Annotated in this window: 20 protein-coding genes; 19 read left to right on the top strand and 1 reads right to left on the bottom strand. The window is 47.5% G+C overall.

Going from position 1 to position 21621, the window contains the following annotated elements; translation table 11 throughout:
- Nucleotides 1-26: 26 nt before the first annotated feature.
- The 15 genes from ACU1JV_RS02850 (at nt 27) to spoVM (ending at nt 15544) form a co-directional block, all read left to right on the top strand.
- Nucleotides 27-914 (top strand): YicC/YloC family endoribonuclease, encoded by an 888-nt coding sequence (locus tag ACU1JV_RS02850; protein ID WP_413986601.1) that lies wholly within the window; start codon nt 27-29, stop codon nt 912-914.
- Nucleotides 915-970: 56 nt separating this feature from the next.
- On the top strand, nt 971-1231 hold the full coding sequence (gene remA / locus ACU1JV_RS02845; protein ID WP_005548256.1) for an extracellular matrix/biofilm regulator RemA: 261 nt from the start codon (nt 971-973) through the stop codon (nt 1229-1231).
- Between the two features lie 14 nt (nt 1232-1245).
- The gene (gene gmk, locus ACU1JV_RS02840; RefSeq protein WP_013371851.1) at nt 1246-1818 is read left to right on the top strand and encodes a guanylate kinase; all 573 of its coding nucleotides are present in this window, start codon (nt 1246-1248) and stop codon (nt 1816-1818) included.
- Nucleotides 1819-1939: 121 nt separating this feature from the next.
- A complete protein-coding gene (gene rpoZ / locus ACU1JV_RS02835; RefSeq protein WP_013371850.1) occupies nt 1940-2143 on the top strand; it encodes a DNA-directed RNA polymerase subunit omega in 204 nt (67 codons plus the stop codon).
- 90 nt (nt 2144-2233) lie between these two features.
- Nucleotides 2234-3538 carry a bifunctional phosphopantothenoylcysteine decarboxylase/phosphopantothenate--cysteine ligase CoaBC gene (coaBC, locus tag ACU1JV_RS02830; protein WP_090738807.1) on the top strand — a complete coding sequence of 435 codons (1305 nt, stop codon included), beginning with the start codon at nt 2234-2236 and terminating at the stop codon, nt 3536-3538.
- The gene (gene priA, locus ACU1JV_RS02825; protein WP_413986600.1) at nt 3538-6114 is read left to right on the top strand and encodes a primosomal protein N'; all 2577 of its coding nucleotides are present in this window, start codon (nt 3538-3540) and stop codon (nt 6112-6114) included. The genes coaBC and priA overlap by 1 nt, the downstream gene beginning before the upstream one ends.
- Before the next feature lie 132 nt (nt 6115-6246).
- Complete coding sequence (gene def, locus ACU1JV_RS02820; protein WP_058710374.1) at nt 6247-6744, top strand: peptide deformylase; 498 nt, start codon at nt 6247-6249, stop codon at nt 6742-6744.
- A 6-nt stretch (nt 6745-6750) separates the two neighbouring features.
- Nucleotides 6751-7710, top strand: coding sequence for a methionyl-tRNA formyltransferase (gene fmt, locus ACU1JV_RS02815; protein ID WP_058710373.1), 960 nt, complete (start codon nt 6751-6753; stop codon nt 7708-7710).
- Nucleotides 7707-9122: a 16S rRNA (cytosine(967)-C(5))-methyltransferase RsmB gene (gene rsmB, locus ACU1JV_RS02810; protein ID WP_413986599.1), complete on the top strand. Its 1416-nt coding sequence runs from the start codon at nt 7707-7709 to the stop codon at nt 9120-9122. The genes fmt and rsmB overlap by 4 nt, the downstream gene beginning before the upstream one ends.
- A 186-nt stretch (nt 9123-9308) precedes the next feature.
- Nucleotides 9309-10349, top strand: a complete 1041-nt coding sequence (gene rlmN / locus ACU1JV_RS02805) for a 23S rRNA (adenine(2503)-C(2))-methyltransferase RlmN (protein WP_025675760.1) — start codon at nt 9309-9311, stop codon at nt 10347-10349.
- A gap of 6 nt (nt 10350-10355) precedes the next feature.
- Entirely contained in the window at nt 10356-11132 is a 777-nt protein-coding gene (locus ACU1JV_RS02800; protein WP_413986598.1) for a Stp1/IreP family PP2C-type Ser/Thr phosphatase, read from the top strand.
- Complete coding sequence (pknB, locus tag ACU1JV_RS02795; protein ID WP_137078826.1) at nt 11129-13408, top strand: Stk1 family PASTA domain-containing Ser/Thr kinase; 2280 nt, start codon at nt 11129-11131, stop codon at nt 13406-13408. The genes ACU1JV_RS02800 and pknB overlap by 4 nt, the downstream gene beginning before the upstream one ends.
- 73 nt (nt 13409-13481) lie before the next feature.
- Complete coding sequence (rsgA, locus tag ACU1JV_RS02790; RefSeq protein WP_165079662.1) at nt 13482-14399, top strand: ribosome small subunit-dependent GTPase A; 918 nt, start codon at nt 13482-13484, stop codon at nt 14397-14399.
- A 4-nt stretch (nt 14400-14403) separates the two neighbouring features.
- The gene (gene rpe / locus ACU1JV_RS02785; RefSeq protein WP_013371840.1) at nt 14404-15072 is read left to right on the top strand and encodes a ribulose-phosphate 3-epimerase; all 669 of its coding nucleotides are present in this window, start codon (nt 14404-14406) and stop codon (nt 15070-15072) included.
- Between the two features lie 391 nt (nt 15073-15463).
- Nucleotides 15464-15544, top strand: coding sequence for a stage V sporulation protein SpoVM (gene spoVM, locus ACU1JV_RS02780; protein ID WP_010345573.1), 81 nt, complete (start codon nt 15464-15466; stop codon nt 15542-15544).
- A gap of 223 nt (nt 15545-15767) precedes the next feature.
- Here spoVM and rpmB read toward each other — a convergent pair whose 3' ends face one another.
- Complete coding sequence (gene rpmB / locus ACU1JV_RS02775; RefSeq protein ID WP_013310881.1) at nt 15768-15956, bottom strand: 50S ribosomal protein L28; 189 nt, start codon at nt 15954-15956, stop codon at nt 15768-15770.
- A 498-nt stretch (nt 15957-16454) separates the two neighbouring features.
- Here rpmB and ACU1JV_RS02770 point away from each other — a divergent pair, with 498 nt between their 5' ends.
- From ACU1JV_RS02770 to ACU1JV_RS02755, 4 genes are all read left to right on the top strand, one after another.
- Complete coding sequence (locus tag ACU1JV_RS02770; protein WP_013371838.1) at nt 16455-18239, top strand: DAK2 domain-containing protein; 1785 nt, start codon at nt 16455-16457, stop codon at nt 18237-18239.
- 48 nt (nt 18240-18287) lie between these two features.
- Nucleotides 18288-19154, top strand: a complete 867-nt coding sequence (locus ACU1JV_RS02765) for a DegV family protein (protein WP_413986596.1) — start codon at nt 18288-18290, stop codon at nt 19152-19154.
- Between the two features lies 1 nt (nt 19155).
- The gene (gene recG, locus ACU1JV_RS02760) at nt 19156-21204 is read left to right on the top strand and encodes an ATP-dependent DNA helicase RecG (RefSeq protein WP_064962888.1); all 2049 of its coding nucleotides are present in this window, start codon (nt 19156-19158) and stop codon (nt 21202-21204) included.
- Between the two features lie 110 nt (nt 21205-21314).
- Entirely contained in the window at nt 21315-21602 is a 288-nt protein-coding gene (locus ACU1JV_RS02755) for a stage VI sporulation protein F (protein WP_013371835.1), read from the top strand.
- The last annotated feature ends 19 nt before the right edge of the window (nt 21603-21621 follow it).

Below are 21621 nucleotides of genomic sequence, written 5' to 3'. Positions count from 1 at the left end.
ACAATAGTATAATGGATGTGATGCCGATGTCATTGAGTATGACCGGATACGGTCAAGCCATCCTTCATCATGAGGGGTATAAAGTGCGCTTGGAATTGAAATCGGTCAATCACCGATATTGCGAAGTGATGATGAGAATTCCACGTGAATGGACTCGTTATGAAGATGGCTTGAGAAGAACGGTTCAACAGCAGATTAAACGCGGTCGTATCGATGTTTTCATCCACAGGGAACGTGATGAAGAACAGATACCCGCCGCACGGTTGAATGACACTGTCGTGCAGGCTTACCTGCGTGCAGCGGAGCAGCTGGCGGATCGTTATGGCGTGAAAGGAACGTTAGGTATAAGTGATATCCTTGCTTTGCCTGATGTTCTGGGTGAGCCTGGAGAGGCTTGCAATGGAGACGAAGAGGACTGGGAAGAGCATTTACAGCGAGCTTTGAACGAAGCTTTGCAAGGATTGCTGGAGATGAGAAGGCGAGAAGGTGGGCATTTGGCACAAGATGTGGAATCCCGTATCTTACGTCTGGAATCCTTCCATCATGAAATGACGGTGTTGGCTCCTCATGTTGTGAGCGACTACCGTAACAGGCTGAAGAACAGGCTTAAAGAGCTTCAGGACGGTTCATTTACGCTTGATGAACATAAGTTCGGAATGGAGATTGCGTTATTCGCGGATCGCAGCAATATTGATGAGGAGCTTACCCGGCTTCAAAGTCATTTTGGACAGTGCAAAAGGTTGCTGCTGTCGGACGAGCCGGCCGGTCGCAAATTAGATTTTTTAATCCAGGAAATGAACAGGGAAGTCAACACGATCGGCTCTAAGGCTAATCATCTCACATTAGTTAATTTGGTCGTTGAGATGAAAGCAGAGCTCGAAAAAATTCGTGAGCAGGCTGCAAATATTGAGTAGCTACCTGGTAGCGGCACGGCTGCAATAGTCACATGTATAGGGGGAAAGACCTGAATATGGCAATCAAATTGATCAATATTGGCTTTGGCAATATCGTGTCGGCCAACCGAATAATCTCCATCGTCAGTCCGGAGTCTGCTCCGATCAAGCGGATTATACAGGAAGCCAGGGACCGTCATATGTTAATTGATGCTACCTATGGCCGCCGGACACGGGCTGTTATTATTACAGACAGTGATCATGTAATCCTGTCTGCGGTGCAGCCGGAGACGGTCGCTCATCGCCTATCCACTAAAGATGATGACAATGACGAATAAAAATGGAGTGTACTATGGCTAAGGGATTATTATTTGTAATATCCGGACCTTCGGGGGTCGGTAAAGGGACGGTAGGCAATGCATTGCGCGAAAAGCTACCTGAGATAACGTATTCCGTTTCTGCTACAACTCGAACACCTCGTTCGGGCGAGCAGGATGGAGTGACCTATTTTTTCAAAACGCGTGAAGAATTTTTAGGCATGATTGAACGAGATGAATTGCTGGAGTACGCAGAGTATGTAGGTAACTACTATGGCACTCCACGTGATTTTGTAGACCAGACGCTTGCGCAGGGTAAAGATATCTTTCTGGAAATTGAAGTTCAGGGCGCGCTAAAGGTTAAAGAAAAATTCCCGGAAGGCATATTCATTTTCTTGCTTCCGCCTTCACTGGATGAATTGAAGGATAGAATTCGGGGACGTGGCACAGAAACTCAAGCAACCATTGATCATCGTATGTCGGTAGCTGTGGACGAGATGAACCTGTTACGTCACTATGATTATGCGGTTGTCAATGATGAGATTGATTTCGCTTGTAAACGAATAGAATCCATTATTATCGCCGAACATTGTAAGGTTCGACCTTAATCGAGGGCTTTACATATGCCAAGCGTACCAAAAGAGAAATAATACTGTATAAGCTGAGCTTGAAGGTGTACACTGGAGTTCAGCTTATATAGCTTAAAACTACATGAAGAGGTGTCTATTCGTGCTGTATCCTTCCATTGATGAAATGATGAAAAAGGTAGATAGTAAATATTCGCTGGTTGTAGCGGCATCACGCCGTGCTAGACAGTTGCGTGAGGGTGAGAAGACGAGCTTGAAGAGTCCTAAATCTCACAAACAGGTTGGAGTAGCTCTGGAAGAGATCTATGCAGATCATCTTTTGCTTGAAAGCGGCGAAGAAGAATAAGAATTATAGACAATCATTATAACCAGGCGCAATGCCAATTCCTTTGACAACCGCAAGGTTGTTATTTTTTTCGGTCAGGGGGAGTTAACGATGTTGAAGGGGAAAGTTATTATTCTTGGTATAACCGGTGGAATTGCTGCTTATAAAGGGGCTGCGCTCTGCAGTAAGTTGACGCAAAAGGGAGCCGATGTTCATGTGATTATGACGGCTTCTGCCAAGGAGTTTATTACCGAACTTACACTGCAGTCACTCTCTCGCAATCCGGTGTACAGTGATACATTTGATGAAAGAGAGCCGTCCATCGTATCTCATATTCATCTGGCGGATGCGGCTGATTTGGTGCTAGTTGCTCCTGCAACGGCGAATATCATCGGAAAAATGGCGCATGGTCTTGCTGATGATATGTTATCGACAACGTTACTGGCTACGACAGCACCTATTATGGTGGCCCCTGCGATGAACGTACACATGTACACTCATCCGGCAGTCATGCAAAATATGGAGACACTGGTATCACGTGGTGTGAAGATGATTGAGCCTGGGGAAGGATTACTGGCTTGCGGTTACGTTGGCAAAGGACGTTTGGAAGAGCCAGAAACTATTGTGCAAACGATTGAGCGCTTTTTTGATCAGCAGGCTCTGGAACCTGAAGCCGCAATCAAATCTGAATCACGGTGGTTTGGAGAAGAATCTACAGAGAATCAAGTAACTGAGCCACTTGTAAATAAGAATGAACTAGCGCTTTCAGGAAAAAAAGTCATTGTCACGGCTGGAGGCACGATTGAGCGAATTGATCCTGTCCGTTATATTACGAATGATTCATCTGGTAAAATGGGCTTTGCCATTGCGAAAGTGGCTCAGGAGATGGGGGCGGAGGTACATTTGATTGCTGCCAATACCAGCGCGGAGCCGCCTTCAGGTATTTCGCTTGAAAGAGTCCAGTCAGCTGAAGATATGTACCAGGCTGTGCTAAAACAATGGGAAACGAGTGACATGGTCGTTATGGCTGCTGCTGTGGCAGATTATCGACCACGTGAGGTGGCACAGACCAAGATCAAGAAAAAAGATAGTGTATTTACATTGGAGTTAGTGAAGAACGTCGATATTTTGGAATCACTCGGACGCAGCAAGAAACATCAATTTTTAATTGGCTTTGCAGCAGAAACGGGAAATTTGGAGACGTATGCAATAGATAAATTAGAACGTAAAAACTGTGATTTGCTTGCGGCAAACGATGTAACTGTGGATGGTGCAGGTTTTGGTGTTGATACAAATGCTGTTCAAATATATGACCGAAGCGGGATGGTAGAGCAGATCCCTGTACAGTCAAAGGAAGAAGTTGCGCGTAAATTGCTTACTCTAGCCGCGGGACGCATGGGTGGGGTGTTGCATTAATGGAAACAGGCAATTTAGTTGCCAAGGTTATTGTCGATGTACCTGCCAAAGATACAGATCGTACCTTCGATTACCTGATACCGGATTCAATGAAACCTTGGATTGAGCCAGGTAGTCGGGTAGCTGTGCCTTTTGGCAAACGGACGGTGCAGGCTTTTGTTATCTCGGTAGTTCCAGCTGAGGAGCCGCCAAAATACAGGATGAGGGCGATTCAGGAGTTGCTAGATCTGGTACCGCCCTTATCTCCCGATTTGGTTGAATTGGGCAAATGGATGAGCGAACGTTATGCTTGTAATCAGATTATGGCACTGCAAGTGATGATTCCTACCGCGCTTAAGGGCAAGGCGGAACGTTATATCTCAATTGCCGAACAGCATGAGTCTACGAATCCACAGCGGTCTATGCTGTCTAATCAGGAGGATGAGATCGAATGGGCCCTTCTGACTGACGACGGTATGAGTGATCCGGCGGAGCGTCAGATTGTCAGCTTCATTCAGAATAAGGAGCAAGTCCCGTTGCAGCAACTCAGTAGACGCTTCCCCGAGGAGGCGGAGGTTATTAAATCGCTGTTACGCCGCGGAGTGCTTCAGGAAAGTCAGGTTATTAAAGATAAGCTTGGCAAAAAGACGATGAAAGCTGTTGATTTGGCTATCAGCATAGATGAGGCATCCATGGCACTGGAGCAATTTTCTGCCAAGGCGCAGCGTCAGCGGGAGGTACTTGCTTTTTTGCTGGAGCGTAGCGAGTTTCTGCCTCTGCCGCTGAAGGAAGTAATGACCTCGCTAGGTGTATCGGCTGCCACGGTTAAGGCACTGGAAGATAAGGGCTATGTGTTACAGGAAGACATTGAAGTCTTTCGCGATCCCTATCGGGGCAGACACTTCAAGCCTACAGATCCTCTTCCGCTTACGGCAGAGCAGCAGTCGGTGTATGAACGGATTGTTCGTCAGCTGGACATGCGTGAGCAAGGAGCTTATTTGCTGCATGGAGTCACAGGGAGTGGTAAGACGGAAATCTATCTGCAGACTATTCAGCGCTGTATCGAGCAGAATCGCCAGGCCATTGTGCTCGTACCTGAAATATCATTAACCCCACAAATGGTCGAACGTTTCAAAGGTCGTTTTGGCGACCAGGTCGCAGTGATGCACAGTAGGTTGTCGGGGGGAGAACGGTACGATGAGTGGCGCAAAATACGCGAAGGCCGTGTGAAAGTCGCAATCGGCGCTCGTTCGGCGGTATTTGCCCCTTTTCGTGAGCTAGGGCTCATTATTATGGATGAGGAGCACGAAACATCCTATAAGCAGGAAGAGACGCCCAAATACCATGCGCGTGATGTAGCCATTCGCAGAGCACACCAGCACGGGGCTGTCGTTATTCTCGGTTCAGCTACACCATCATTGGAAAGCTATTATGCTGCCCGCTCCCAAAGCAACGACGAATTCGCGCCGTTGCTGCTTGAAATGCCGACCCGCGCATTAGGGAACACGTTACCGGAAGTCCATATCATGGACATGCGTGAGGAGCTACGGGCCGGCAACCGCTCCATGTTCAGCCGTGCGTTGCATAATGGAATCGCAGAGCGATTAGAGCGTAAGGAGCAGACGGTATTGCTGTTGAATCGGCGTGGTCACTCCACGTTCGTCATGTGCCGGAGCTGCGGCTATGTGGCAGGATGTCCGGATTGTGATATTTCGCTTACCTATCATCAGCGGTCGAACAATTTACGTTGTCATTATTGCGGCTATTCCGAGCCTGTACCTCAGACTTGCCCGGAGTGCGGTAGTGAGCATATTCGTTACTTCGGTACAGGTACGCAGCGAGTGGAAGAAGAGTTGGCTAAGCTATTCCCCGGCATACGTGTTGTCCGAATGGATGTCGATACCACAACTGAAAAAAACGCTCATGAAAAGCTGCTCAAGCAATTTCGTGATAAAAAAGCAGACGTACTGCTGGGTACTCAAATGGTAGCCAAAGGGCTGGACTTTCCCGATGTAACGCTGGTAGGTGTCATTACTGCGGATTCCGCTCTTAATTTACCGGATTTTCGGGCTGCGGAAAAGACATTTCAGCTGTTAACACAAGTAGCCGGGCGTGCTGGAAGGCATCAATTGCCGGGGGAAGTATTCGTACAATCCTACACTCCAGAGCATTATTCGGTGGTTCACGCAAGTCGTCATGATTATGCATCGTTTGTGAGAGAAGAGTTGAAACATCGTCGCAATCTGCACTACCCGCCATACTGCCGACTAATCTTAGTGACCTTTTCTCATGAACAGCTCCCGGTGCTGGTCCGACTGGCTGAAAATTATTCAGCGACACTACAAGGACGAGCCAGACAACGGGGCTGGTTCGGGAATATGGACCGGCTTACATCGGATGTGCTGGACATCTTGGGGCCAGTAGCTTCACCCATTTCGAGAATCAAGAATAGATACCGATTTCAATGTATGATAAAATGGCGTGGAAATATTGACGCGATTGGTTTGGCTCAGCAAGTGGCTGATGAAATGGCCGAATCTGCACAGGCACAAAAGTTGCTGATTAGTTTGGATGTTGATCCGCAAATGCTTATGTAGAGTGTTAACACTAAAGTTATTAGTACAATTAATGCGGACAAGCCGTCCGTACATAGGATAATGTAGCAGTCGCTTTTGTGATGAATACAGTAAAACCTAAATGAAGGAAAAAGAGGAAGGTGTTCTGTTGTCATGTCAATTAGAATTATAGTGTTGGAGCCGGATGACGTATTGCATAAAGTAGCAAAGGAAGTTACAAAAATTACGCCTAATGTGCAAAAGCTGCTGGACGATATGGCTGATACGATGTATGAAGCAGAAGGAGTAGGTCTTGCTGCTCCACAAGTAGGTATTTTGAAGCGACTCATCGTTGTAGATGCTGGAGACGAGCATGGCTTGATTAAAATGATCAATCCAGAAATTGTGGCCGAAGAAGGAGAACAATTGGGACCTGAAGGCTGCCTGAGTATTCCAGGGTTGAACGGAGATGTACGTCGTGCCGAGAAGGTTACAGTCAAGGGACTGGATCGCGAGGGCAAGGCTATTACCGTTACAGCGACAGGATTGCTTTCTCGTGCTTTTCAGCACGAAATTGATCATCTAAATGGAGTATTGTTCACGGATATTGCAGAAAAAGTATATGAGGTTGCTCTGGAACAGCCAGGACCGAACCGTCAGGCAGGGGAGTGAGGTTCGATGAGTCAAGACATTCGTATTATCTTTATGGGTACACCTGAATTTGCAGTCCCATCGCTGAATATGTTGCTGGACAACGGATATAACGTGGTCGGCGTAATTACTCAGCCAGATAAACCACAGGGGCGGAAAAAAATATTGACGCCTACACCAGTCAAGGAAGCGGCTGAAAAGCGCGGATTACCTGTGCTGCAACCGACCCGCCTGCGGCAGCCGGAAGCAGTGGCTCAGGTGGCAGAGTTGCGTCCCGACCTGATCGTCACCGCAGCTTACGGTCAAATTTTGCCTAAGTCCGTATTAGACTTGCCTCGTTTCGGCTGTCTGAATGTGCATGGTTCGTTACTTCCCCGATATCGGGGAGGTGCACCGATCCAGCGTGCGATTATTAACGGTGAAACAGTGACGGGTGTAACGCTAATGTATATGGCGGAAGGGCTGGACACCGGTGATATGATATCGCGGGTTGAGGTGGCTATAGAGCCGGAGGATACGTCGGGCACAATTTTTGAGAAGCTAAGCGTAGCCGGAGCGAGACTTTTGCAGGACGAGCTGCCCAAGTTGCTGGCAGGGCAATCAGACCGTACGCCGCAAAATGAGGACGAGGCAACCTATGCCCCTAACCTGAACCGTGATGATGAGCGCATTACATGGAGTGATAATGCGCAGCAAATATACAACCGGATTCGCGGTCTGGTTCCTTTTTCTGGCGCGTTTACACTTTGGGAGAACAATGTTTTTAAAATATGGGCTGCGGAGCAGCCTTCCATAAATAATGAAGCGAGTGGCTCAAATGCTCCAGCACCCGGCACGGTTCTTCAATTAACCGCTCGTGGCATTGAGGTGCAGACAGGTAAAGGAACCCTCTGGCTGACCCAGGTTCAACCGGCAGGCAAGAAGGTTATGGAAGCCGGAACCTTTGCGCGCGGTGGACAGATGAAGCCCGGCACGGTGCTCGGATGAGCGGGGGACACTCCCGTCAGGGAGACCAACGCAAGGGAGTGGGGACCAGATCCGGCAAGACTCGCAAACAGACGGCGCGGGAAGTTGCACTTGATGTGCTGACCGGTGTGGAGCAAGAGGGCGCGTATAGCAATCTTGAGCTCAATCGCCGGCTTCAGCAGGCAGGTTTATCTGCAAGTGACGTTGGTTTGACGACGGAACTTGTATACGGTACAGTGGCACGCCGAAATACACTGGATTATTTTTTGAATAAATTTGTTCAAAAAGGAACGGCCAAGCTTCAACCTTGGGTACGTTCATTGCTGCGGATGAGCGTGTATCAGCTGGTGTATCTGGATCGAGTTCCGGATCATGCAGTTGTTAGTGAAGCAGTGACCATTGCCAAACGGCGCGGGCATCAGGGGATTTCCGGTATGGTCAATGGCGTACTTCGCAGCATGCTGCGTGAGCCGGACAAGCTGCGCATTCCTGACGATTTGTCAGCAGAGGAACGGATTTCTCTAGAACATTCCCATCCACAGTGGCTAGTTAAGCGCTGGATCAAGCAATACGGTGCCGATACAGCTGAGGCTATCTGCAAGGCTAATAACGAGCCCCCTGCGGTCAGTGTACGAGTGAATACGACGATGACCAGTCGTGATCAGCTGCTGGACGAGATGGTTGCAAAAGGGATTGATGCCGTTCCTTCGCCCGTTAGCCCCTATGGGATTGTTGTTCGTAGCGGCGGAAATATGGCGCTTACCTCGTGGTATACGGACGGATTGTTGTCTGTACAGGATGAAAGCTCCATGCTTGTTGCCGAAGCGGTCGCTCCTGAGCCTGGCATGACAGTGCTGGATTGCTGCGCAGCTCCAGGCGGTAAAACAGCTCATATGGCTGAGCTGATGAAGGATCGCGGCCGGATCGTTGCGAATGATCTGCATGCCCATAAGCATCAATTAATCTGTGAGCAAACGAATCGGCTTGGTCTGGATGCTGTTGAGACGGTTACCGGTGATGCGTTGGACTTAAAGGAACGATATGCTCTGGCTTCTTTTGACCGTATTTTGCTGGATGCACCATGCTCCGGTTTTGGGGTAATTCGCCGTAAACCTGATCTGCGTTGGAGCAAAACTGCGGAGGATGTTCGCGATATTACTCAACTGCAGCACGAGTTGCTGGATAGTGTGGCCGGACTGTTGAAGCCGGGTGGTATTCTGGTATACAGCACTTGCACGATTGAGCCTGATGAAAATGAAGGACAATTGGCTCGGTTTTTAAGCGAACATCCAGAGTATGAGTTGGCAAAGGATCATTCTTTTCCAGACGTGAATCACGAAATGGATGGTATACAGAAAGGCTCAGTACAGCTGTTACCGCAGCATTTTCACAGTGACGGATTTTATATCGCCCGTCTGCGCCGGGTAAAGTAGATCGGAAGAGAATTCCAGGTAGCTGCCCACCAGTATTTCCACAATCCGCCGGACACTTCCGGCGGTTTTTTGCATGAAGATGAAAAATTTTTACCCCCTCAGGGATTTGTGCTAAAATAGGAAGAATGAAAAACACTGTCTGCGATTAAACAGAACTTAATGAAGAAGGAACGGGTGCAAATATTGATGAAACCTTTTATATACGATTTAACACTGGAAGAGCTTCAGGACTGGGCCAAAAATAATGGTGAGCCTGCCTTTCGGGGAGGACAAATTTTTGACTGGCTGTATGTAAAGCGGGTCAATAATTTCAGTGAGATGACGAATTTGTCCAAGGCGCTGAGAGAAAAGCTGGAGGAGCAATTCAGTTTTGTGACGCTTCACGAAATTACAAAGTTGGAATCGAAAGATGGTACTGTTAAATTTCTGTTTGGTTTACATGATGACCATGCTATTGAGACGGTTATCATGAGACACAATTACGGAAACAGTATTTGTGTAACGACTCAAGTAGGTTGCCGGATTGGCTGTACTTTTTGTGCTTCGACGCTTGGGGGTCTCAAAAGAAACCTGACGGCTGGCGAAATTACTGCACAGGTGGTGCAGGCTCAGAAAATTCTGGATAAAACGAATGAACGAGTGAGCAGTATCGTAATTATGGGCTCGGGTGAGCCTTTTGAGAACTATGAAGCGACAATGACGTTTTTACGTACAATGATTCATGAAAAGGGCTTAAATATTGGTCAACGTCATATTACGGTTTCAACCAGCGGCATTGTGCCCAATATTTATAAATTTGCTGACGAGGATACACAAATTAATCTGGCAATATCCATTCATGCGCCTAATGATGCGCTACGTTCGAAGCTAATGCCTGTAAATCGGCGTTATCCTTTTAAGGATGTTATGGATTCTCTTCGTTATTATCTTGCTAAGACGGGGCGGAGAATTTCATTCGAATATGCCTTGATCGGTGGAGTGAACGACCAGGCAGAACATGCTGAAGAGCTTGCGGATGTGTTGAAGGACATGCTGTGTCACGTCAATTTGATTCCGGTCAACCATGTGCCTGAGCGCAAGTATGTGCGCACATCGCGCAGTGATATTTTTAATTTTCAACGTATTCTTGCCGAAAAAGGCGTCAATGTGACGATCCGGCGTGAACAGGGTCACGATATTGCCGCTGCTTGCGGTCAGTTGCGTGCAAAGCATATGGAGTTGGGGTGAAACCATTTGATCAAAACAGTTCATGTCAGCCATGTCGGACGTGTGCGTTCGGTAAATGAGGATTCTGCCTGGATCAGGCACTTGGAGCAAGGCTATATTCTTGGAATTGTTGCCGATGGTATGGGGGGGCATCTGGCCGGTGATACGGCCAGCCGCCTTGCGGTAGAGACACTTGTCGCTGATTTGGCGACACTGGAGAGCGGGTTATCCGCACATTCTTTGACGGCGGCGCTCAGCGACGCTATTTTGCATGCCAATGAAGTCATCTTCCAAACGGCTGCGCGCGATGACCAGTATCATAATATGGGAACGACGGTTGTTGCCGTTTTGCTCAACGATGCATCTGGAATTATCGGACATATCGGTGACAGTCGCGCCTATGTCATATCCAAAGGTACGGTACGTCAGCTTACAGAAGACCATACTTTGGTTAATGAGTTGTTCAAAAACGGTCAGATCAGTAAGGAAGAGCGGGAGAACCATCCCCGTCGCAATGTACTGACACGGGCATTGGGCACTGATTCCGAGGTGAAGGTGGACATTGACACCATTACGCTGGAAAAAGGCGATGTGCTATTACTATGTAGTGACGGATTAAGCAATTTGGTAACAGAAGAACAGATCAGTAAGGTAGTAGGTGCCGCAGAAAATCCTTTGGAGGAACGTGCGGATCGTCTGCTACACCTGGCGTTGCTTGCCGGTGGAGACGATAACATTACTGTAGCTTTGTTTGAATTGCCCGACAACACGGTTTCATTGAGTGAAAAGGGGTGTGAAGCATGATCGGGCACCTGCTTGGGGGAAGATACGAAATTATTGAGCGCATCGGTGGCGGCGGTATGGCGCTGGTGTATAAGGCTCAAGACATTTTGCTGAATCGCAATGTCGCGGTTAAAGTGCTGCGTCAGCAATTTGTTCATGATGAGGAATTTATTCGCCGGTTTCGGCGCGAGGCACAGTCAGCAGCCTCACTTTCTCATTCGAACGTGGTCAGTATTTATGATGTCGGCCAAGAGGATGAAATCCATTATATTGTAATGGAATGCGTTGAAGGCAAAAATTTGAATGAGATTATTAAAGAACGTGCGCCATTACAAGTGGATGAAGCAGTGCGGATTGCTTCCCAGATTTGTGATGCGCTGGAACATGCTCACCAAAATCAGATTATTCACCGAGACATTAAGCCTCATAATATTTTAATTGGACGTAATGGACGGGTTAAGGTAACCGATTTTGGGATTGCTCGAGCTGTTACGTCAACGACAATTACCCAGACAGGTTCTGTTGTGGGTTCTGTTCATTATTTTTCACCTGAGCATGCAAAGGGTGTCATTACCGGTGAAAAATCGGACTTATATTCTTTAGGTATTGTCTTATATCAAATGCTAACGGCACAGCTTCCTTTTCTGGGAGAAAGCCCAATTAGTGTGGCACTCAAGCATTTGCAAGAGGAATTTGAGGAACCGCGTAAAATTAACCCGTTGATTCCACAAAGTGTAGAAAATGTCATTTTAAAATCGATGCGCAAAAATCCGGAGGAACGTTATCAATCGGCAGACGAAATGCTAAGAGATTTGGAAACCTGTCTGCTACCGGGGCGGCGCAATGAATCTAAGCTGGAGTTTACACATTTGGATGATGAGGACCAAACACGGGTTATCCCAGCTATTAAGCCTCAACAACTAGGTGTGTCTTCCAGTGGTGACGATGTGCCTGTCCAACCTCGTGAGTCTGAACAGCTTCCGAGCAAGCAATCGTCCAAGAAAAATAGAAAAAAAACGATCTTCTGGGTAACACTAGTGTTGGTGCTACTTTTGTGCATGGGCGGCGTGGTGTACTATGTGCAAAGTGTGCTTGTCGTGGCTGATGTGAAAGTACCAAGTGTACTGACACAAACAGAAGACCAAGCGAAGGTCACTCTAAGTAAAGCAGGACTAGTCATTGACGATCCAATCCAGCATGAATATAAAGAGGGGATTGCACCAGGAGTTGTTTTTTATCAAAGCTACCCTGAAGGCTCTTTAGTCAAGGAAGGAACGGAGATTAGTCTGAAAGTCGGAATTGCCAAGCCGCTCACCCCGATGCCAGATGTCAAAGGGCAAAGCTACGAGAATGCTGTCAAGCTACTGACCGCCCAGCAAATTAAGGAAACGCAGATTCAGCAAAATGAGCAGTTCAGTGATCAGGCTGAAGGAACTGTCCTTAGTCAGACACCCGCTGCAAATGAGCCATTTGATAAGGATTCGGTTCAGGTAGTGCTCACAGTCAGCAAAGGCGCTGACACTGTAAAAATGCCAAGTCTCGTAGGGAAAACGCAGAACCAAGCGGAAAATGAGGTCAAAAAGGCAGGGCTGAAGGTTGGCTCGATTAAAGAAGAATTTAGCTATGAGCAGGAAAAAGGAAGAGTAACCAAACAATGGCCGTCCGAGGCAGGCAGTGAGTTGCCACCAAATACGGAAATTACGTTTTATGTAAGCACTGGTTACCCGCCAGAAGCGATTACGCTGCCATTTAATGTACCTGTGGCGCCGAAGGAAGAGGGCAAGAACAGTAAAATTCGTATCACTTATACAGATGCACGTGGAGAAAATCAGGAGTGGGGCAGCCGTACGATTAATACGACACAGACGTTTACGATCAACCTGCTGATGGCCCCTAACAAAGACAGTGTCGTCTCCGTATTTAGAGATGGTGCTTTTGTTGACACGTATCCTGTTTCTTATATTGATGCAAAAAATGGAACGGTGACGATGCCTCAAATTGCTCCACCTGCAGGAACATCACCGACGGATTCATCTGGTGGTACTTCCTCGCAGAATGGAAATGGAAACGGTGAGGAAGGAAACAGCGGGGAATCTTCTAATGATAACGGTAATGGTGGAGGCGACCCTAACAACCAGGAGGGAACAGAAGGTGATGGTGAGCCTTCTGCTTTTGCCCCAGGAACCGATTCCGCAGGAGTTACGCGCAGTGAGTTAGCGGTTAGCAAAAAGAACAATCCTGGTCACGGTTCCTACAAAAAGAAGGACAAAGTGATCGAGGCTGTGCAGCATCAGTAAACTTACTAGAGAAAGAAGCTTAACCTGTTCCACACAATGAAACTTGAACATTATGAAGGAGGACATCTTACACATGCCTGAAGGTCTGATCGTCAAGGCGCTTAGCGGATATTATTATGTCTCCAGCCTGGATCAGGATGGGCGTCCGGTATCCGGCGAAGCTACGGTACAATGCAGAGCACGTGGCCTTTTCAAGAAAAAAGAGATTACGCCCCTTGTCGGTGATCGGGTCGTTTACGAACTGACTGAAAACGGGGAAGGTATGGTCAAGGAGATTAGAAAGCGTACGACGGAGCTAATTCGCCCTCCTGTGGCTAATACCACGCTGGCTGTGTTGCTGTTTTCCCTGCGTGAGCCGGATTTAAACCTGCCTTTACTGGACAAATTTTTAGTCCATATTGAGCACGCCGGGCTGGATACGATTATCTGTCTGACCAAGCGCGATTTGTATGAAGACAGCCCTTCAGAGGATGATACGGTGCTGAAGGTTCAGGAAATGTACCGGAAGATCGGTTACGAGGTGCTGGTAACCAGCGCCCGTACCGGAGAGGGGACGGCTGAGCTCAAGAAGCTGTTGGCTGGCCAAATCAGCGTGTTTTCCGGTCAGTCAGGTGTAGGAAAGTCCTCCATGCTAAATGCTTTGGAGCCCGGGTTAACGCTGGAGACGAGCGCCATCAGCAATAAGCTGGGACGAGGAAGACATACGACTCGTCATGTGGAGCTGATTCCATTAGACAACGGTGGGTTTGTAGCAGATACACCAGGGTTTAGCCAACTGGATTTTTTGGAGCTGGGTGTAGATGAGTTATCGCCTTGTTTTCGAGAATTCCAACAATATGCAGAAGGATGCAAATTTCGAGGTTGTACGCATATTCACGAACCTGGCTGTAAAGTAAGAGAGGCCTTGGAAGAGGGACATATTTCACAAGGACGATATGATAGCTATCTGCAATTTTATCAGGAATTAAAAGAAAAAAAGCGGAGGTATTGAGCATATGTTAAAAATAGCACCGTCGATTTTATCCGCTGATTTTGCTCGTTTGGGCAGTGAAGTCGCGGAAGTCCAAGCAGCGGGGGCAGACTGGATTCATGTTGATGTTATGGATGGTCATTTTGTATCCAATATTACACTGGGCCCCCCTATCGTTCAGGCTATTCGGCCGCATACAACTCTCCCACTGGACGTTCATCTGATGATTGAGCAGCCTGAACGTTATATCGGTGATTTCGTAAAGGCAGGAGCCAATATCATCACGGTTCATGCGGAGGCCTGTGTTCATTTGCATGGTGTCATTCACTTGATCAAGCAGCAAGGCGCTCTGGCGGGAGTGGCTCTCAATCCGGGGACATCACCATACGCGATCAAAGAAGTGCTGCCCAATGTGGATATGATTCTTGTAATGACGGTTAACCCTGGTTTTGGAGGCCAGTCCTTCATTCCAGAGACGTTGAATAAAATCAGACAAATCCGTGCTTGGTTGAACGAATTGGGTCGTCCAGACGTACATATCGAGGTGGACGGAGGTATTGCGGAAGAGACGGCACCAGCCGTATTTGAAGCAGGTGCTGACGTATTAGTGGCAGGTAGTGCAGTATACGGCAGAGCGGACCGTGCAGCGGCTATTACTGCTATTCGGGATAGTGTCGCTCATTTGTCCAAGTGAAGCTAACTGAAGCACTGTGGATGACCTTAGCGAGTATGATGACCGGTTTGACCCTCAGTTGTTTCTCGCTAGTGAAGACACCTTGGAATGCCATTCTTTCACTTTTGGCTGTTCTTATTGTCCTGTTTTATTTTCGTAAAAATGAACGGCGTGGTTTGCGCATCGGTTTTGTGGTGTGTAGTGTGCTTTATTATATCTTGTTTATTTTTATACTCTCAGCATATCTCTATGTTCACGGACTTGTCTGATGGTATAGCCTGGGATGGTTGTGCATAAATATGGTTACATGAGCGGGATTCTCATGTAGCCTTTTTTTTGTGGGGCAACAACCCTTGACAGGTTGCATAAACTACAGAGAACGGATGCAGGAGGATGATGGGGAGGGTGAGGCATGAAGTTTTACACAATCAAGCTGCCAAAATTTCTGGGTGGATTCGTCAAAGCCATTTTGAATACATTCCAGAAGAACTGAAATCAAAGTAACGTTAACACAGGATGTAGGATGAAGGCTAAAGGTACACAGGAGGCACGCTTCCCGGGCACAGCAGATTGATAGCTCGGCAGTAAACGACAGAAACGCGCGGGAAGGTGCCTGACATTTTGTCCTCTTGAATCAGTGGGATATTATTCGAATAATCAAAAAAGCACCCGTTTAAAACGAGGTGCCTTTTGTTTATAACGATATTTTTTTACGACTACACGCGAGTCACTTTACCGGCTTTCAATGCACGAGTGCTGACATAAACGCGTTTCGGTTTACCGTTAACGAGAATGCGAACTTTTTGTACGTTGACGCCCCAAGTACGGCGATTACGGTTGTTAGCGTGAGATACGTGGTTACCGCTGCCAGGCTTTTTGCCTGTTACAGAACATTTACGAGACATGATTCCACCTCCTATTCTGAAAATAACCAAACTCCATATGGAATGGGTCGCTCTTCAGGCCGACTGGGTCAGCCGGACTTTATAAGTCACTAACCTGAACAAAACAATACTTAAATATAATATCATAGTCAAAAAAGCTCCGTCAACTGATTCAAAAACTTTATTTATTTCTCTTTCGCATTATAGTACAATATGGGATAGCTATTGCTGCGACTATTTTGTTTTTTAATGGAATGTGAATTCTTATTCCAGTCATGCCGGGCAGTTCAGAGGCGGGACCATAATCATCATTCCGGCCAATGATTTTTTGTTGGGTAGTTGACTGGTTTTTCATATTATATGAGCTGTAGAAAGAAACCAGAGGATGGTTACGGAAGCTTACGAAAGGGTGACATTCGTATTCGTCGTCTGGCTTTAGTATAATTCAATTAAACCTTGAACAAGTGTTGTGAAGATGGATTGTAAAACAATTGTATTAAGCTAGGAAGGGGAATTCTCTTGAGTAATCGTTCTTTGAATGGAACAGACTTTACCGCGATGGTTTTAGCCGGGGCGGAACAATTACAGCAGCATGCGGAGCATGTCAATTCACTAAATGTATTCCCGGTGCCAGATGGTGATACGGGAACCAATATGAATCTGACGATGAGCGCGGGCGTAACGGAATTGAAGAGAGGAGATTCTTCCTCCATCGGTGTCATGTCCGGCATCTTATCCAAAGGCTTGCTGATGGGGGCCCGCGGCAATTCAGGGGTTATCCTGTCTCAGTTGTTCCGTGGCTTCAGCCGTTACGCTGCCCCATACGAGGAATTGAATACCCTTCAGTTCGCATCGGCATTGCAGAGCGGGGTGGATGCGGCCTACAAGGCGGTGGTTAAGCCGGTGGAGGGTACAATTCTTACCGTAGCGAAGGAAGCGGCCAGACATGCTGTGTTTTTCTCGCGCCGGACGAACGACATCACAGAACTGATGGAAGAAGTGCTTGCCAAAGCAAAGGAAACACTTGCCATGACGCAGGACATGCTCCCTGTACTGAAGCAAGTAGGGGTTGTAGACTCGGGTGGTCAAGGGCTTGTGTATATTTATGAAGGGTTTATGCAGCATCTTGGAAGCGGATTGGTGACATCTCCAACTTCAAAAGGCGATAATGTACATCCGGTTTTTGCTCCTTATGTATCGGAGAGACCTACTTCTGCGCCTGTTGCTCCGTCCCCAGATGCGCCGATTTCTGCGCAGGCGAAGCTCGAAACGGAGAATATTGAATTTTTGTATGATATGGAGTTTTTTATTAATCGACAATTGGGCGAAGCGCAAGGTACAAATTTTGATGAGGAAGCTTTCCGGAAAGCGTTGTCAGTAGATGGTGATTCGATTATCGTTATTTCAGACGATGATGTTATCAAGGTTCATGTGCATTCTAAGGCTCCAGGTGAAGTCTTGAATCTTGCGCTGCGTTATGGGGAAATTACACAGATTCGAATTTTGAATATGCGCGAGCAGCATCGTGATTTGCTGTCTGCAGGTATGGATGGTGCTCCTGAGCCTGAGTGGTTTGCTGAAATACCAACAGAGCCTGCACGTGAGGAGGAGCCATCTGAGCCTCCAGCTCATGAGCTGGCACCCTTTGGCTTTATAGCTGTGGCTTCTGGTGAAGGGATTGCTGATATTTTCAGAAGCTTGGGTGTTGATGTTGTCCTTTCGGGTGGTCAGACAATGAATCCGAGCACAGAGGACTTCGTTAATGCGGCTCGCTCGATTGCGGCTCAACATATTTTTATTCTGCCGAATAATTCCAATATAATCTTGGCGGCTGAACAAGCGCGTGAATTGCTAGAGGTGGAACGTTTGGTGTCGGTTATTCCGAGCAAAACAATTCCTCAGGGCATTGCAGCAGCATTTGCTTACCAAGAGGAAGAAGCCTTTGAGGTAAACCAAGATAATATGCGGGACGCAGTTACCCGTGTGAAGTCTGGACAAGTGACCTATGCGGTACGGGATACGACACTTGATGACCTGCATATTACAGCGGGCCACTACATTGGTATTCAGGATTCTAAAATTGTGGCGACTGAGGAGCAATTAATGGCAACATCCCGTCTTTTGCTGGCGAAAATGCTGGTGAATGGCGATGAAATTGTTACGATTCTTACAGGTTCGGATGCAAAACAAGAAGAGACAGATCAGCTTGTTGCGTGGCTTGAAGAAAATTATTCGGATGTTGAAGTGGAAGTTCATGAAGGTGGTCAGCCGATTTATCCTTATCTGTTCTCAGTGGAAACCTGATGTGCTTTAGCACGCCCATGGTAGTCCACTACAAAGGAGGTCTGACTGATGAGAACTATCATTTTGACGGATAGCACGGCTGATATTCCACAGGAAATAGCAGATCGTCTCGGCATAGTCATTGTACCATTGACAGTGATGTTCGGTAGCACAGCTTACCTGGATGGTATTGAGATGTCAGCTGCACAGTTTTACAGCGAACTGGTACGGGCTGATGAACTGCCTACAACGTCACAGCCATCACCAGCCCGTTTTTTGGAGACGTATACGGAGCTGTTGGAGCAATACCCCGAGAGCCAAATTATCTCGATCCATTTATCCTCCGGTGTGAGCGGAACGTACCAGTCTGCTCTGCTAGGCAAATCCATGTTGGAGAAGCATGAAGATAGAGTGACCGTTATGGATTCCAAGTCGGCCTCGTACGGATACGGTATGCTCGTGGTTTATGCTGCAGAGCTGGCGGCTGCCGGGCAATCCCCGACTGAAATTATTCAGGGTGTGGAACGTCTTGGGGAACGCCGTTGTTTGTATTTCCTGGTGGATACACTGGAATACTTGCAAAAAGGCGGACGTATTGGCAAGGCAGCGGCTATGGTTGGTACGTTGCTTAACATTAAGCCAATTCTTTCGATTGACAAAGAAGGTATTATTTATTCGGCTGATAAGGCGAGAGGGAATAAAAAAGCGACAGCACGAATTATTGAACTGCTGGAGCGGGATTTAAAAGGCCAAAAAATTAATATTGCTGTGGGTCATACGGCAGATCGCTCGGCGGCAGAAGCGTTCGTGGCTCAGCTGGCAGAGCATTTTGAGCTGGGCGATCAAATATATACTGAACTTAGCGCTGTGATCGGAACTCATGTGGGACCAGGAACGATTGGTATTTTTGCATGGCCGGCCGGAGATGAGAGGTAATATGCTGCAATTGGATCAAATACCATTAAAACAAATACACGGCGTGAGTGCTCTCAAAGAGGGAGAGCTTCACGCTTTTGGCATTTCTAACGTGCAAGATATGCTGGAATATTATCCGTTTCGGTATGAAGATTACCGGCTGCGCTCGCTAAGCGAAGTGAAGGACGGAGATAAGATTACAGTACAGGCGAAAATTATGGGCATTCCGGTGCTTCAGCGTTACGGGCGCAAATCAAGGTTGACTTGTAAATTGATGGCTGAGGATTGGATGTTTACTGCAACATGGTTTAATCGGCATTTTTTGAAGGATCAGCTAACATCAGGTCGTGAAATTGTGGTGACTGGTAAATGGGATCTTAAGCGAATGCAGATGACTGTTGCAGACTCTGAGTTCCCTGATAAAGGAGTGGCCCGTTCAGGGACACTTCAACCGGTGTACTCTATAGGTGGCAAGATTACGCAGAGCTGGATGCGAAAAACAATGAATCAGACACTCCAGCAGTTTGGTGAAATGATTCCCGAGATATTGCCAGATCTGCTGGTACGCAAGTATAGTATGATGCCACGCAAGCAGGCTATTGCAGGTATACACCAACCTCAGGACAATCGAGAGGGACAAGAGGCTCGGCGACGAATGGTGTATGAGGAGCTATTTTTATTCCAGCTGAAAATGCAGGCATTCCGGGCGTTAAATCGTGGTCGAGCGGACGGGGTGGTGCATACGGTGGATAACGCCACGATCCGTGAATTTGTGAGGGCTTTGCCTTTTGAATTAACGGATGCACAGAAGAAGGTTGAGCTTGAAATACTGCATGATCTACGCTCACCTTATTGTATGAACCGTCTGCTTCAAGGGGATGTTGGGTCGGGGAAAACAGTGGTTGCTGCCATCGGTTTATTTGCAACAGTACGTTCTGGTTTTCAGGGAGCACTGATGGTGCCAACCGAAATATTGGCCGAGCAGCATATGCGGTCGCTTCACAAGCTGTTTGAACCCTTTGGAATCAGCGTGGGATTACTGACAGGAAGTACAACTGGGAAGAAGCGTAAGGAGTTGCTTGCCGCTCTTCAAATGGGTCTGCTGGATATTGTGGTGGGCACGCATGCCCTTATTCAGGAGGATGTGTATTTCCGCCAGCTTGGACTAGTTGTGACGGATGAGCAGCACAGGTTCGGAGTCAACCAGCGTAGTGTACTGCGCCGCAAGGGCTACAATCCCGATGTACTGACCATGACGGCCACACCGATCCCGCGTACGCTGGCGATTACTGCTTTTGGTGATATGGATGTTTCTACGATATCAGAGCGGCCCAAGGGACGTATTCCAATTTCTACGTATTGGGTGAAGCACGAACTGATGGATCGAGTGCTCGGTTTTATTTCTCGTGAGGTAGATCAGGGACGGCAGGCTTATCTGATTTGTCCGTTGATTGAAGAGTCAGAGAAGCTGGACGTACAGAATGCCATCGATCTGCATATCCAAATGCAGCAGGCTTTTCCACATTATCGCGTTGGGCTGTTGCACGGACGAATGACTCCTGCAGAAAAGGAAGAAGTTATGCGTTCCTTCTATGCAAATGAGGTTCAGCTACTTGTTTCAACCACGGTTGTAGAGGTGGGGGTAGATGTGCCCAATGCGACGCTAATGATCATTATGGATGCAGATCGCTTTGGATTGTCCCAGTTGCATCAGTTACGTGGACGTGTTGGAAGGGGCGCACATGCCTCATACTGTGTACTCATCGCTGATCCTAAGTCGGAGGTTGGTCAGGAACGGATGAAGGTTATGACCGATACGGACGATGGTTTTGAGGTTGCTAGACGTGATCTGGATTTGAGAGGGCCGGGGGACTTTTTTGGCACCAAACAAAGCGGGTTGCCCGAGTTTCGGTTAGCAGATATGGTAGCGGACTTTGAGGTGCTGGAAAAGGCGCGTGAGGATGCAACTGATCTGATCAAAGACTCCTCTTTTTGGACATCTCCGCAGTATGAAGCACTTCGCGGTTATTTGCAAAAAGAGCAGATTTTCCAAGGGGATCTTATCGACTGACCCATGATGAATGATGAGGATGCTCTAAACGTTTTTAACAGATAGGCACAATGGACAGGCTGGCCGTCATATATTTGGGAATGACCGAATGATATGGGAGGTGTGGCAACATGAGCTATCAGCAATATGGAATTAGTCCGCAACTGGTGGAGCGGATTAAGTTGAAAATGAAAAATCGTGTGCTCAAGGAGCGGGTTAAGCAGCAGATTGAGGGCGTGACCAAAGCAGATCTGCAAAACAAAGCTAAGGTGCGCCATCTTGTGAAAACCACTTCTGCTATTTTAAACGAGCGATTGACGGCTACACAGGAGGAGCAACTGACCGCCTTCGTATTGGCACAAAAAATTGATCCGTCCAATACGTTCCATCTGATCAAGCTATGGGGGATGTTCCGTTGATTGCTGTTCGAAGGGGTGC

It is taken from the genome of Paenibacillus sp. T2-29, from assembly GCF_052921365.1.
The sequence above is the reverse complement of the archived record's forward strand: the minus strand, read 5'-3'. Positions and strand labels throughout refer to the sequence as shown.

Excerpts from the sequence above, each read along its gene's own strand:
- ACU1JV_RS02850 (WP_413986601.1), top strand. The coding sequence starts at position 27 with ATGTCATTGAGTATGACCGGATACGGTCAAGCCATCCTTCATCATGAG.
- remA (WP_005548256.1), top strand. The coding sequence starts at position 971 with ATGGCAATCAAATTGATCAATATTGGCTTTGGCAATATCGTGTCGGCC.
- gmk (WP_013371851.1), top strand. The coding sequence starts at position 1,246 with ATGGCTAAGGGATTATTATTTGTAATATCCGGACCTTCGGGGGTCGGT.
- coaBC (WP_090738807.1), top strand. The coding sequence starts at position 2,234 with ATGTTGAAGGGGAAAGTTATTATTCTTGGTATAACCGGTGGAATTGCT.
- priA (WP_413986600.1), top strand. The coding sequence starts at position 3,538 with ATGGAAACAGGCAATTTAGTTGCCAAGGTTATTGTCGATGTACCTGCC.
- def (WP_058710374.1), top strand. The coding sequence starts at position 6,247 with ATGTCAATTAGAATTATAGTGTTGGAGCCGGATGACGTATTGCATAAA.
- fmt (WP_058710373.1), top strand. The coding sequence starts at position 6,751 with ATGAGTCAAGACATTCGTATTATCTTTATGGGTACACCTGAATTTGCA.
- rsmB (WP_413986599.1), top strand. The coding sequence starts at position 7,707 with ATGAGCGGGGGACACTCCCGTCAGGGAGACCAACGCAAGGGAGTGGGG.
- rlmN (WP_025675760.1), top strand. The coding sequence starts at position 9,309 with ATGAAACCTTTTATATACGATTTAACACTGGAAGAGCTTCAGGACTGG.
- pknB (WP_137078826.1), top strand. The coding sequence starts at position 11,129 with ATGATCGGGCACCTGCTTGGGGGAAGATACGAAATTATTGAGCGCATC.
- rsgA (WP_165079662.1), top strand. The coding sequence starts at position 13,482 with ATGCCTGAAGGTCTGATCGTCAAGGCGCTTAGCGGATATTATTATGTC.
- rpe (WP_013371840.1), top strand. The coding sequence starts at position 14,404 with ATGTTAAAAATAGCACCGTCGATTTTATCCGCTGATTTTGCTCGTTTG.
- spoVM (WP_010345573.1), top strand. The coding sequence starts at position 15,464 with ATGAAGTTTTACACAATCAAGCTGCCAAAATTTCTGGGTGGATTCGTC.
- rpmB (WP_013310881.1), bottom strand. The coding sequence starts at position 15,956 with ATGTCTCGTAAATGTTCTGTAACAGGCAAAAAGCCTGGCAGCGGTAAC.
- ACU1JV_RS02765 (WP_413986596.1), top strand. The coding sequence starts at position 18,288 with ATGAGAACTATCATTTTGACGGATAGCACGGCTGATATTCCACAGGAA.
- recG (WP_064962888.1), top strand. The coding sequence starts at position 19,156 with ATGCTGCAATTGGATCAAATACCATTAAAACAAATACACGGCGTGAGT.
- ACU1JV_RS02755 (WP_013371835.1), top strand. The coding sequence starts at position 21,315 with ATGAGCTATCAGCAATATGGAATTAGTCCGCAACTGGTGGAGCGGATT.